This is a genomic window from Kitasatospora sp. NPDC004615 (genome assembly GCF_042873545.1).
Classification (GTDB): Bacteria; Actinomycetota; Actinomycetes; order Streptomycetales; family Streptomycetaceae; genus Kitasatospora.
Map to the genome: position 1 here is coordinate 89,451 of NZ_JBIALQ010000016.1, position 12,075 is coordinate 101,525.

11 protein-coding genes are annotated in these 12,075 nt (G+C 71.3%); 7 read left to right on the forward strand and 4 right to left on the reverse strand.

The features are described from left to right. The first annotated feature begins 112 nt into the window (after window positions 1–112). From ACFYS8_RS35225 to ACFYS8_RS35240, 4 genes are all read left to right on the forward strand, one after another. Complete coding sequence (locus ACFYS8_RS35225) at window positions 113–1,471, forward strand: aspartate aminotransferase family protein (protein ID WP_387649351.1); 1,359 nt, start codon at window positions 113–115, stop codon at window positions 1,469–1,471. A gap of 209 nt (window positions 1,472–1,680) precedes the next feature. After that, entirely contained in the window at window positions 1,681–1,908 is a 228-nt protein-coding gene (locus ACFYS8_RS35230; RefSeq protein ID WP_387649353.1) for a hypothetical protein, read from the forward strand. Then, complete coding sequence (locus ACFYS8_RS35235) at window positions 1,905–2,933, forward strand: WXG100 family type VII secretion target (RefSeq protein ID WP_387649355.1); 1,029 nt, start codon at window positions 1,905–1,907, stop codon at window positions 2,931–2,933. The genes ACFYS8_RS35230 and ACFYS8_RS35235 overlap by 4 nt, the downstream gene beginning before the upstream one ends. After that, window positions 2,930–3,547, forward strand: a complete 618-nt coding sequence (locus tag ACFYS8_RS35240; protein ID WP_387649357.1) for a hypothetical protein — start codon at window positions 2,930–2,932, stop codon at window positions 3,545–3,547. The genes ACFYS8_RS35235 and ACFYS8_RS35240 overlap by 4 nt, the downstream gene beginning before the upstream one ends. 26 nt (window positions 3,548–3,573) lie before the next feature. Here the strand turns inward: ACFYS8_RS35240 and ACFYS8_RS35245 are convergent, their stop codons facing one another. Beyond that, window positions 3,574–5,220, reverse strand: coding sequence for a PucR family transcriptional regulator (locus ACFYS8_RS35245; RefSeq protein ID WP_387649360.1), 1,647 nt, complete (start codon window positions 5,218–5,220; stop codon window positions 3,574–3,576). A gap of 184 nt (window positions 5,221–5,404) precedes the next feature. Between ACFYS8_RS35245 and ACFYS8_RS35250 the strand changes: the two genes are divergently transcribed. The 3 genes from ACFYS8_RS35250 to ACFYS8_RS35260 all read left to right on the forward strand — a co-directional run bounded on the left by ACFYS8_RS35250 (window position 5,405) and on the right by ACFYS8_RS35260 (window position 9,384). Then, on the forward strand, window positions 5,405–6,919 hold the full coding sequence (locus tag ACFYS8_RS35250) for a gamma-aminobutyraldehyde dehydrogenase (protein WP_387649363.1): 1,515 nt from the start codon (window positions 5,405–5,407) through the stop codon (window positions 6,917–6,919). A gap of 73 nt (window positions 6,920–6,992) precedes the next feature. Further along, complete coding sequence (locus tag ACFYS8_RS35255) at window positions 6,993–7,754, forward strand: hypothetical protein (protein WP_387649366.1); 762 nt, start codon at window positions 6,993–6,995, stop codon at window positions 7,752–7,754. A gap of 106 nt (window positions 7,755–7,860) precedes the next feature. Further along, window positions 7,861–9,384: a CoA-acylating methylmalonate-semialdehyde dehydrogenase gene (locus ACFYS8_RS35260; protein WP_387649369.1), complete on the forward strand. Its 1,524-nt coding sequence runs from the start codon at window positions 7,861–7,863 to the stop codon at window positions 9,382–9,384. A gap of 59 nt (window positions 9,385–9,443) precedes the next feature. Here ACFYS8_RS35260 and ACFYS8_RS35265 read toward each other — a convergent pair whose 3' ends face one another. Genes ACFYS8_RS35265 through ACFYS8_RS35275 form a run of 3 tightly spaced genes read right to left on the reverse strand, consistent with a single transcriptional unit; the run spans window position 9,444 to window position 11,850 of the window. Then, entirely contained in the window at window positions 9,444–10,085 is a 642-nt protein-coding gene (locus ACFYS8_RS35265) for a TetR/AcrR family transcriptional regulator (protein WP_387649372.1), read from the reverse strand. A gap of 32 nt (window positions 10,086–10,117) precedes the next feature. Continuing rightward, window positions 10,118–10,855 (reverse strand): DUF4166 domain-containing protein, encoded by a 738-nt coding sequence (locus ACFYS8_RS35270; RefSeq protein WP_387649374.1) that lies wholly within the window; start codon window positions 10,853–10,855, stop codon window positions 10,118–10,120. Further along, window positions 10,852–11,850 carry a hypothetical protein gene (locus ACFYS8_RS35275; RefSeq protein WP_387649377.1) on the reverse strand — a complete coding sequence of 333 codons (999 nt, stop codon included), beginning with the start codon at window positions 11,848–11,850 and terminating at the stop codon, window positions 10,852–10,854. The genes ACFYS8_RS35270 and ACFYS8_RS35275 overlap by 4 nt, the downstream gene beginning before the upstream one ends. Window positions 11,851–12,075 lie beyond the last annotated feature (225 nt).

Here is a 12,075-nt window from a genome sequence, read left to right on the forward strand (position 1 = left end):
TGCATGGTCGGGCGCGCAGTTCCTCGCGCCCCTTCACGTTGTCAGGGTGCGACACGAGCTCCGTGACACGATGCAGCTGCCCCGGGAGGAGCCGGCTCCCTACGCTGGGCGCATGAGCACTCCCACCGCTGACTCGGTCGCCGGGCAGGCCGTCAAGGCCGCCGATCGTGCGCACGTCTTCCACTCGTGGTCCGCCCAAGCACTGATCGACCCCCTCGCGGTGGCCGGTGCCGAGGGCTCCTACTTCTGGGACTACGACGGCAACCGCTACCTGGACTTCTCCTCGCAGCTGGTGAACACCAACATCGGTCACCAGCACCCGAAGGTGGTCGCCGCGATCCAGGCGAAGGCCGCCCAGCTGTGCACCATCGCCCCGGGCTTCGCCGAGGAGTCGCGCAGCGAGGCCGCGCGGCTGATCGCCGAGCGCACCCCCGGCGACCTGGACAAGATCTTCTTCACCAACGGCGGCGCCGAGGCGAACGAGAACGCGATCCGGATGGCCCGGCTGCACACCGGCCGGCACAAGGTGCTCTCCACCTACCGCTCGTACCACGGCGCCACCGCCAACGCGATCGCCCTGACCGGCGACCCGCGCCGCTGGGCGAACGAGGCCGGCGTCTCCGGCATCGTGCACTTCTGGGGCCCGTACGCCTACCGCTCGAACTTCCACGCCGAGAACGAGGCGCAGGAGTGCGAGCGTGCGCTCGCGCACCTGGAGCAGACCCTCGCGTTCGAGGGCCCGGGCACCATCGCGGCGATCATCCTGGAGACCGTGGTCGGCACCGCGGGCATCCTGGTGCCGCCGGCCGGCTACCTGGCGGGCGTGCGGGAGATCTGCGACAAGTACGGGATCGTGTTCATCCTGGACGAGGTGATGGCCGGGTTCGGCCGCACCGGCGAGTGGTTCGCCGCCGACCACTGGGGCATCACCCCCGACCTGCTGACCTTCGCCAAGGGTGTCAACTCCGGCTACCTGCCGCTCGGTGGCGTGGCGATCTCCGGGGCGATCGCCGAGACCTTCGCGCAGAAGGCGTTCCCCGGCGGCCTCACCTACTCCGGCCATCCGCTGGCCTGCGCCTCCGCCGTGGCCACGATCAACACGATGGCCGAGGAGGGCATCGTGGAGAACGCCAAGCACATCGGCGAGAACGTGCTCGGACCCGGCCTGCGCGAGCTGGCGGAGCGGCACCCCTCGATCGGCGAGGTCCGCGGCCTCGGCGTGTTCTGGGCGCTCGACCTGGTGAAGAACCGTGAGACCCGCGAGCCGCTGGTGCCCTACAACGCGGCCGGCGCCGACAACGCGCCGATGGCGCAGCTCGCCGCGGCCTGCAAGCAGCGCGGCCTGTGGCCGTTCACCAACATGAACCGCTTCCACGTGGTCCCGCCGTGCAACATCAGCGAGGAGGACGCCAAGACCGGCCTGGCCGTCCTCGACGAGGTGCTCACCCTCACCGACGCGCACGTGATCTGACGACATGTTGGCAACGAAGGGGCCCCGGGCGACCGCCCGGGGCCCCTTCGTGCTGAAGTCAGCACACCACGCGCAGATATGTACGATGATCGGCTTAAACTTGGCACGATCTTGGGGGAATCATGGGGGGACAGGGCTTTCAGGTTCATCCGGAACAGTTGGAGAGGTACGGGCAACTGATCCACGATCAGATTGCTCGGGTCGAAGCGGTGCGCTCCAGGCTCGCGGGCTTCCCGCTGGCCCCGGAGGACTTCGGCAAGCTGCCCGGCTCCGGATCGCTGCACCAGGCGTACCTGGAGCACGCGCAGGCCGAGGGGCAGAACTTCACCGACCTGACGGAACTGCTCGACGGCGCTGGGGAGGCGCTGCACGGGGTGGCCGGGCACTACCGGGACACCGACGAGGAACTCGCAGTCGGACTGGGGGGCCAGCCGTGAGCAGGCTCGCGATCAACGACTTCGGCCAGGTCGGCGAGGCCTACAAGTGGACCCGGGACCGGGTCGACGCGATCACCGCGCCATTGCCAGACCTGAGCAACCCGGTCAGCGAGGGGCTGGACGCCGGTCTCGACCACATCGTCAAGGCCGCGCTCGACGCCACCGGCCTCATGGGCATGCTGGAGAAGGTCACCGGCAACCTGGCCGAACTGACCGCCGCCGCCCAGGAGTGGCAGGCCCAGGCCAAGGAGATGCGCGCCATTGCCGCAGATCTGCGGGCCGGCGCCGCACCGCTGGCCGAGGACTGGCGCGGCGGCGCCTCCATATCCTTTGCCGGATACATGGGCGAGGTGGTCGAGAGCATCGACGCGACCGCGGCCGACATGGAGCAGGTCGCACAGATCATCGGGCAAGGCGCGGCCCAGTGCCAGCTCGCCGAGAACCTGGTGATCGGCATCATCCGGGAGGCGATCGAGACCCTGATCGTCAGCCTGGCCGTCATGGTGGTCATCGACATCGTCACGGTCGGCCTGGCCACCATCGTGGAGGCCTTGGTCGCCGAGGCCGAGATCGCGATCTTCATCGCTCGGGTCGAGAAGGTCTCGGTCGACCTCGCCAAGGCGTTGAGGACGCTTCAGAAGGCTGTCAAGGACCTGCGCACCATCGACCGCAACCGTAAGGGCCTGCAGAAGGCGACGGAGGCGGCCAAGGCGGTCCGCAAGATGGGCAAGAAGCCCTTGAAGGCCGGCTGGGGTGTGATCAAGAACGCCGATGACCTGCCGCTGGAGGAGCGCCTGTTGAAGGCGGGCGTGCAGATCGGAGTCAAGCAGGTGTTCTCCCCGATCAAGGGCGGCACCAAGGCGGTGATCGGCGCCGGTATCGGTGCGGGCGACTACGGCGGCCTGCTCGGGGACACCTTCCGCGACGACCGCAACGTCGACACGGTCACCGGCGCCCTCGACGGTCCCGGCAAGCCACAGCCCTACCGGGTTCCGAAGAACCGCATCGAGGAGGCTTTCGGATGAACCATCTCCCGTACGACACCGCGCCGACGTACGGCACCGTCCAGTACGGCGGACAGCACCTGTCGGAGATCGTCCACCTGCTCGCCCCCGGCGAGCAGGTGCGCGGCATCGTGGACGCCGACCTCTGCGACCTGATCCGCCGCCCCCCGCGCCGCTACCGTAAGGAGCGCTTCGGGCGGGGCACCGAGGCCGGGGTCGGCTGCCTGTCCGTGGTGCTCGACTTCGGAGGGTTCCTCTCCGACCTGGTCGAGGACTGCACCTGGGGCCTGATCCGCACCTTCCGCCGGCTCTTCCGCGGCCGCGGTCTTACCCGCGGCTGGCAGAGTCAAGCCGGACAGTTCGTCATCGCGGTGCGTTCCGCCCATGGCGACTTCGACAACGACGACGTGCTGATGGTCTTCACCGACCGGCGGATTCTACTGGCCGCCACCGCGGTCAACAGCCGCACCATGTACGCCCTCGGCGACCTGCCCTACGCCCACCTGGTCCGGGTCGAGCCCCGGCACACCTGGCTCTCCAACCGCGCCGACCTGCACCTCGCGGACGGCTCGCTGGCCGCGCTGGAGATCTACGAGGAGGAACTCGCCGGGCTGGTCGCCCTCGGACCGCGCTGATTCCAGGGTGCGTCGCTGACATCGTGTCAGCGGCGCACCGCGTCCAGCGCCAGCAGTGCGACGTGCAGGGACAGGCAGGACTCCACCTGGTCCAGGTCGACGCCGAGGATGCGTTCGACCTTGTGGAGGCGGTCGTAGAAGGACGGGCGGGACAGGTGGGCGGCGTCCGCGGCGGCGGACTTGTTGCGGCCCTGTTCCAGGTAGATGCGCAGCATCTGCACCAACTGGCCGCCGTGTTCGGCGTCGTGGGCGAGGAGGGGGCCGAGTTCGCGTTCCACGTAGGTCTGCAGGCGCTCGTCGTCGCGCAGCAGGTGCAGGAGGCCGCGCAGGCGGACGTCGGGGAGACGGTAGTAGGCGGCCCGGCTGCCGGGGGCGTCGTGCAGGGCGGCGTCGGCGACCTGGGTGGCTTCCAGCAGGGCGCGGCGGGCGTCGCGGACCGAGCCCACCGAGGAGCCGACCGCTATGACCGGTTCGGCGGCCGCGCCGTCCCGGCCGGCCTCGGCGGACAGCCGGCGGAGCGCCGCGGCGAAGGCCTCCAGCGAGGTGTGTTCGTCCTGCTGCGAGCCGAGCGCGATCAGGACGCCCACGCCCTCGTCGTCCAGCGCGCCGACCAGGGCGGAGAGCCGGGCGGAGCGGATCGCGGTGGCGGCCAGTTCGGTGAAGTCGCGCAGCCGGGCCTGCGCCTCCAGGGCGGCGGGGAGCGGACCCTGACGCTGCCTCAGCACCACGCCGACCAGGCGGCGGCCCTCCAGCGGGACGCCGAGAGCCTGGGCGCGCAGCGACACCTCGGAGACGGTGAGGGCGTGGGTGAGGATGCCCGACAGCAGGGTGCGGTGGGTCTGCCGCTCCAGCGACTCGCGGTCGCGGACCACCAGCCGGTTCAGCGCGAGGGTGGCCGCGCCGCGCTCCAGCAGCATCGCGTGCTTGTGCGGCATGTCCCGGGGGAGCGGCGCGGGCTCGTCGACCAGTACCAGTCGGCCCCAGTCCTGGCCGCGCGCGCCGACCGTGGTGACCAGCCAGCCCGAGCGCGGGTCGTAGCCGGTGCGGCCGGGCGGGTGGACGCCGCGCGAGCGGTGCTCCCAGTTCTCCAGCAGCTCCTGCTCGCCGCGGCCCGCCGTGTCGTGCGCCAGCACCTGGTGGGCCAGGTTCTCCAGCACCACCGGCGCGCCCGCCATCCGGCCGACCTGCCGGACCACCTCGGAGGGCTCCGCGCCCTCGGTGGCCAGCTCGTTGAACACCTGGTGCACCGCCTCGGACACGCGCAGCTGCTCCAGCTGCGCGTTCACCACCAGCGCGTGCACCGCCTCGGTCACCGCGACGAACTTCAGCTCGCGGCGCAGCACCACCAGCGGCAGGTTGTGACGCTCGGCGGCCGCCACCAGCGCGCGTGGCAGCGAGTCGAAGTAGCGCCGGCCGAACTCGATCACCAGCCCGGCCACCCCGACCTCGGCCAGCTCCCGCACGTACCGGGCCAGCCCCTCCCGGTCCTCCGGGAGCGCGATGCCGGTGGACAGCACCAGCTCACCGCCGTGCAGCAGCCCCGCCAGGTCCGGCAGCTCGCTGACGTGCACCCAGCGCACCGGCCGCTCCAGCGCGGAGGCGCCGGCCACCACCTGGGGCAGGCCGCGCCGCATCACGTCGAGATCGAGCACGCGGGCGACGGTGGGGAGCATCGCGGATACCTCCAGGGGTTTCAGGGTGTCAAGTGAATCATGCTCGTGAGCAACGCCCTGTCGCCCAGGTGCGGGCCTTGCAGCGTGTAAGGAGGGTCGGGAGGGCCGTTGCTGAGTGACGCTTGCCCCGGCCACCCGAATCGAGGCATCGTCGGCCGGGTCGAGTAGGCAATGGAGGCAACTCATGGACCTGACCAGCTTCAACGACGGCGCGCAGTACATCGCGGGCCGCTTGACCCGAGCCTCCGGCGGTGAGCCGTTCAGCGTGGTCAACCCCGCCGACGGCAGCACCGTCCAGCAGGTCGAGCTCGCCACCACCGCCGATGTCGACGCCGCGGTCGCCGCCGCCCGCGCCGCGTTGCCCGAGTGGTCCGGCGCCACCCCCGGCGCCCGCTCGGAGGCGCTGAACCGGCTGGCCGGCATCCTCGGTGAGCGGGCCGGCCAGTTCGCCCGGGTGGAGACCGCGCAGACCGGCAAGCCGATCAAGCTGTCCACCGAGTTCGACGTCCCCGGCACCATCGACAACACCGCGTTCTTCGCCGGCGCCGCCCGCAACCTCGAAGGCAAGGCCGCCGGCGAGTACAGCGGCGACCACACCTCGTACGTGCGCCGCGAGGCGATCGGCGTGATCGGCAGCATCGCGCCGTGGAACTACCCGCTGCAGATGGCCGCCTGGAAGATCCTCCCGGCCATCGCGGCCGGCAACACCATCGTCCTCAAGCCCGCCGAGCTCACCCCGCTCACCTCGCTGATGTTCGCCCGGGCCTGCACCGACGCCGGCATCCCCGACGGCGTCGTCAACGTCATCACCGGCGCCGGACGCACCGCCGGCGAGCATCTGATCGGCCACCCCGACGTCGCCATGGTGTCCTTCACCGGCTCCACCGCCGTCGGCAAGCGGGTCGCCGAGATCGCCACCGCCACCGTCAAGCGCACCCACCTCGAACTCGGCGGCAAGGCCCCGTTCGTGGTCTTCGACGACGCCGACCTGGACGCCGCCGTGCACGGTGCCGTCGCCGGCTCGCTGATCAACAGCGGCCAGGACTGCACCGCCGCCACCCGCGCCTACGTCCAGCGCCCGCTGTACGACGCCTTCGTGGCCGGCGTCGCCGAGCTGTACGCCGCGATCCGCCTCGGCGACCCGATGAACCCGCAGACCGACCTGGGCCCGCTGGTCTCCTTCGCCCACCGCGACCGCGTCGCCGGCTTCGTCGAACGCGCCCGTGCCTACGCCACCGTGGTCACCGGAGGCCCCGCCGACGGCAAGGGCCACGACGGCACCGACCTCACCCTCGGCGCCTACTACCGCCCCACCCTGATCGCCGGCGCCGCCCAGGACAGCGAGGTCGTCCAGGGCGAGATCTTCGGCCCCGTGCTCGTCGTGCTGCCCTTCGACAGCGACGAGGAGGGCCTGCGGCTCGCCAACGACACCCCCTACGGCCTGGCCGCCTCCGCCTGGACCCGCGACATCCACCGCTCGCTGCGCGCCACCCGGGAGATCGCCGCCGGCTGCGTCTGGGTGAACGACCACATCCCGATCATCAGCGAGATGCCGCACGGCGGATACAAGGCCTCCGGCTACGGCAAGGACATGTCGCAGTACTCGCTGGACGAGTACACCCAGGTCAAGCACGTCATGTTCGACACCACCGCGGTCGCCCGCAAGGACTGGCACCGCACCATCTTCGGCGACCGCTGACCACGCGGGCGGCGCAGCGTGTCGTGCAGCTGCGCCGCCGCACCGGGCGGCCCGGGCGGCCCACACTGTCCCCATGGACACCAGCACCGCCGACCCCGGGCCACCCGCCCTGGACCCGCACGCCGACCGCACCCGGCTGCTCACCGACGCCCAGCCGTACTGCCTGCAGCACGCCCTCGCACTCGCCGGAGCCGACGCGCTCCGGCTGCACGGCCTGCCCGTCCGGCTGCACGGCACCGACCTGCTGCTGGTCTGCGCCGGCGGTCCGCCGCTCGCCGACCTCGCCACCGGACTCGCCGAAACGCTGCGCGCCGCCGGACACCGCACCGAGGACACCCCCGGCACCGCCCGCCGCCACCAACTCGCCGTCACCGCCTCGGGAGGACTCGGGCTCCCGGACCCGGCCCGGCCCGCGCTCGGCATCGAACTGCGGCGCGAACCGCTGCGCCACCCGCCGGTGCTGTCCGACGGCGCCCCGCTCCCGGTCGCCGCGCTGGAGGACACCGCCGCGCTAGCCGTCCTCACCCTCTGCGAACGCGCGCTGCCCACCGACCTGTTCGCCCTGCACGCCCTGACCGCCCGGCTGCGCGAAGGCCAACTCCTCGCGCTGGCAGGCTCGTTCGACGAGGAGTTCACCCCCGGGATGCTCGCCGACCGGCTGGAGAGCGCCGCCGCGCTGCTCCCGGCCGGCGCCGCCGACATCCGGCGGTGGGCCGAGACCTGGGCCCAGGACCTGCGGCTCGACCTGCTGGAGACCACCGAACTCGCCGACGGGCTGCACGACCCCTACCTGGACGCCGTCGACGATAATTCCGAGGCTCCCGACGACCTGTAAGGGTGAATCGCGGTTCTCCGTCAGGGTGCTCGTTGAGTGGACCAAGTACGCGGAGCAGACTGGACAACGAGCGCGGGACGTCCGTGGACAGTCGGAGGCAGAGACCTTGAGCAAGCACATCACGCACTGGATCGGCGGCCAGCCCGTCGCCACCGCCGGAACCGCGCCCCGCCGGGGCGACATCTTCGACCCGGCCACCGGCCAGACCACCGGCCAGGTCGACTTCGCCGAGATCGCCGAGGTCGACCAGGCGGTCGCCGCGGCCGCCCAGGCCTTCACCAGCTGGCGCAAGGCGTCCATCGCCAAGCGCACCCAGGTGCTGTTCAACTTCCGCGAGCTGTTCAACGCCCGCAAGGACGAACTCGCCGCGATCATCGTCGCCGAGCACGGCAAGGTGCACTCCGACGCCCTCGGCGAGCTCGCCCGCGGCCAGGAAGTCGTCGAGTACGCCTGCGGCATCCCGCAGCTGATCAAGGGCGGCTTCACCGAGCAGGCCTCCACCGGCGTCGACGTCTACTCGATCCGCCAGCCGCTCGGCCCGGTCGCGATCATCTCGCCGTTCAACTTCCCGGCCATGGTGCCGATGTGGTTCTTCCCGATCGCGATCGCGGCCGGCAACACGGTCGTCCTGAAGCCCTCGGAGAAGGACCCGTCCGCCGCCAACTTCATCGCCGAACTGTGGAAGGAAGCGGGCCTGCCCGACGGCGTCTTCAACGTCGTGCACGGCGACAAGGTCGCGGTCGACCGCCTGCTGGAGCACCCCGACATCAAGTCGGTCTCCTTCGTCGGCTCCACCCCCATCGCCCGCTACGTGTACGAGACCGGCACCCGCTACGGCAAGCGCGTGCAGGCCCTCGGCGGCGCCAAGAACCACATGCTGGTGCTCCCCGACGCCGACCTCGACTTGGCCGCCGACGCCGCCATCAACGCCGGCTTCGGCGCGGCCGGCGAGCGTTGCATGGCCGTCTCCGTGCTCGTCGCCGTCGACCCGATCGGTGACGAACTCGTCGCCAAGATCAAGGAGCGGATGGCCACCCTCAAGGTCGGCCCCGGCTGCAACGGCGACTCCGAGATGGGCCCGCTGGTCACCGGCCAGCACCGCGACAAGGTCACCTCCTACGTCGAGTCCGGCGTCGCCGACGGTGCCGAACTCGCCGTCGACGGCCGCAAGCACGCCATCACCGGCGAGGACGCCTCGGGCGCCCCCACCGCCGACGGCTTCTGGCTCGGCCCCACCCTGTTCGACCACGTCAAGCCGGGCATGTCCGTCTACAACGACGAGATCTTCGGCCCGATCCTGTCGATCGTCCGGGTCCCCTCCTACGACGAGGGCCTGGAACTGATCAACAACAACCCGTACGGCAACGGCACCGCCATCTTCACCAACGACGGCGGCGCGGCCCGGCGCTTCCAGAACGAGGTCGAGGTCGGCATGGTCGGCATCAACGTGCCGATCCCCGTCCCCGTCGCCTACTACTCGTTCGGCGGCTGGAAGGCCTCGCTGTTCGGCGACAGCCACGCGTACGGCGCCGACGGCGTCCAGTTCTTCACCCGCGGCAAGGCCGTCACCCAGCGCTGGCTCGACCCCTCGCACGGCGGCATCAACCTCGGCTTCCCCACCAACAGCTGAGAACGCCGTACGAGCCGAACGGCCGGCCCCCTGCCCGGGGCCGGCCGTTCGGCGTTCCGCTATTCCGTGCTGTTGTTCTTCACCTGCCGGCGCACCGTCGCCCGCACCGCACGCGACACCACCGGGCCGAGGCCGTCCACCACCTCGACCAGCACCCCCAGCTGGTCCAGCGCCCCGAACGCGCCCGCCGCGCCCGTCGGGTCCACACCGTCGTACAGCTCCAGGCCGATGAACCCGGCCGTCACCGCCTGCGCCAGCCCCTTCAGGTCGAGGAACTCGGCCAGCGGATGACCGACGAACAGCCGGACCAGGACGGCCTCGATCTCCACCGTCCACAGTCGCAGCGCCTCGGCCGTCACCTCCGCGAGCTGCGGATAGCCCTTCGCCCCCGCCAGGAACTGCCCCAGCAGCGCGACGTTCCCCTCCTCCTGCTCCCGCGCATGCAGCTCCCGGCCGACCGTCAGCAACTCGCGCAGCGACCGCACCTCCGCGAACCGCTCGCGGTACCGCTCCAGCCGCAGACCCGTCTCGCGCAGCGCCGCCGCAGCGAGCAGCCCCTCCACCGTCTTGAAGTGGTAGAACACCAGCGCCTGATTGGCCCCGATCTCCCCGGCGATGGTCCGCGCCGACACCCCCGCGATCCCCTGCCGCTTGAGCGCACTGATCGCCGCATCCATCAACCGCTCACGTGTGTCGCTCATGGGCCGCAGCGTAGCCGCCGGTCGTTGTCGCACTACATCCGGAAGCTCTCGCGCACCGGACGGACATGACGCGGAATCCCCTCCGCCCCCACCCGCGGGTACTCCGCCGTGAACCACCCCTGGTACCCCAGCACCAGCCCCACCAGCGGATTGCTCACCCGCACCTTGATCCGGAACCGCCCCGCCTCGTCGTCGAACCACTCGTGCAACTCCGCCCGCCCCGTCAGCAACTCCGGCACCACCGGCGCCCCCACCAGCGGCGCCAAGCGCTGCGCCGCCGAGGAGATCGTCAACCCGCCACGCGCTGTCACCCCCAGCCGCAGATCCACCGCCAGCTCCTGATGCGTGCCCAGATAGTCGAGCACCGTCCCCGGCCGGCCCGCCGCCGCGACCATCGTCGCGTCGAACCGCCGCGGCCGGGTGAACTGGAACGTCCGCACGAACGTCACCGTCTCCCGCCCGAACCCGTCCCGGTACGCGTAATTGGCGATCGTGAACGGAATGTCCCGCCCCTGCTCCGGAAACAGGATGTTGCGGCGCGCCCCCACACGGAGAAACGGCACCAGCAGCCGCGACCCGCGCTCGATCCGATCCATCCGTCCCGTGCCGATGCAGGCGATCCCGTCCGCACTGGAGAAGCCGAACCGGCGCTGCAACTCCGGGTGCAGACGCTCGAAGTCCGCGCCGAGCGCCGCATGGAAGATCGAACGAGTCGGAGCCGCGGCGGTGGGGGAGCCGGCCGGGTCGGTGACGGCAAGGGTGACTGTCATGGCTGCTCCAGGGTGATCGTGCCCAGGTTCCTGCTGGGTCGGCGTGGGGAGAGGTGCTTCCGGCTCGTAGAACTCGTAGAACTCGTAGAACTCGTAGAAGGAGCGGAGCGGTCGGACGGTGGGGCGAGCGCCGTCAGGAGACGGGGTGCGCGGGCGGCGGCCCGGCCGCGAGCACTCGGACGCGGGCGACGACGACAGCGGCGGGCAGCCGGAGTGAGCGGCGAGGGCGGGACGAGCGCCGCGAACACCAGCACCACCCCCGCCGTGAGCACGCCCGCGACGGCCTGCCCCGTGACCGCCGCATCCACCACCCCCGCCAGCGCCACAGCTCCCGCCCGGACCGCCACCTCGGCCAGCCCGTGCCACAACGCCCGCTCCGGCGAGATCCCGCGCTCCGCCCACAGCCGCAGCCGGTCGAACGACCAGGCCGTCAGCCACCCCACGAACGGCCGCACCAGCCAGCGGTCCAGCTGCGCACCGCCGGGCCAACGCCAGCTGCGGTAGTCGTAGCCGGTGACGAACGCGACGTGGGGCTCTCCGTCCGCCGACGTCCCATCAGCCGCCGGGCCCTCGGAACCGCTGGGCAGGTAGCGCCAGTACCCCGCACCCTCCCGCAGCGGGGACCAGCCCGAGTCGGACGCGAAGCGCAACGCACTCACCCGCTGCCCGTCCGGTCGCCGCCGCTCGGCCGTGGTGACCCCGCTTCCCGTCAGCGCCGGCCCGCTTGCCAGCCCCAGCAGGTACCGGAACCGGACCGGCTCCGCTCCCTCCGCCGTCCCCTTCTCCGTCCCCTCCTCCGCACCGGACTCGGGCGGGTGCTCGCTCCGCACGCTCTGCTCGCTCGGGGAGTTCAGGTAGTCGATGCGGCTGAATCGGGCGTCCCATCGCTGGTGGTGCCACGGCCGCTGGGTGAGCTCCCAGAGCGTGTCCAGATCCGTGCGGATCGACAGCTCCACATAGATCGGTTTGGTCGGGCGTCGCCCCTGACCAGGCATGGATGTCCCCCTGTTCCGAGTTTGAGCGATCGCTCAACGCTTGGCGCGGCCATCATGGCAGAGGTTTGAGCGACTGCTCAAGGGTTGGCGCTGCGGGGTGATGGCGGGGTGCCCGCGGGAGGTGTTTGCGCCTGGGGCGGATCCGGCGTAGTGTTCACTGGTCGCTCGGCAGGGAGCACCGGACACGCAATCTGTGTGGACGGTCCCGGGGCGGCCAATCCCTGA

Coding starts and splice junctions, on each gene's coding strand:
- ACFYS8_RS35225 (WP_387649351.1), top strand. CDS start 113: ATGAGCACTCCCACCGCTGACTCGGTCGCCGGGCAGGCCGTCAAGGCC.
- ACFYS8_RS35240 (WP_387649357.1), top strand. CDS start 2,930: ATGAACCATCTCCCGTACGACACCGCGCCGACGTACGGCACCGTCCAG.
- ACFYS8_RS35245 (WP_387649360.1), bottom strand. CDS start 5,220: ATGCTCCCCACCGTCGCCCGCGTGCTCGATCTCGACGTGATGCGGCGC.
- ACFYS8_RS35250 (WP_387649363.1), top strand. CDS start 5,405: ATGGACCTGACCAGCTTCAACGACGGCGCGCAGTACATCGCGGGCCGC.
- ACFYS8_RS35255 (WP_387649366.1), top strand. CDS start 6,993: ATGGACACCAGCACCGCCGACCCCGGGCCACCCGCCCTGGACCCGCAC.
- ACFYS8_RS35265 (WP_387649372.1), bottom strand. CDS start 10,085: ATGAGCGACACACGTGAGCGGTTGATGGATGCGGCGATCAGTGCGCTC.
- ACFYS8_RS35270 (WP_387649374.1), bottom strand. CDS start 10,855: ATGACAGTCACCCTTGCCGTCACCGACCCGGCCGGCTCCCCCACCGCC.
- ACFYS8_RS35275 (WP_387649377.1), bottom strand. CDS start 11,850: ATGCCTGGTCAGGGGCGACGCCCGACCAAACCGATCTATGTGGAGCTG.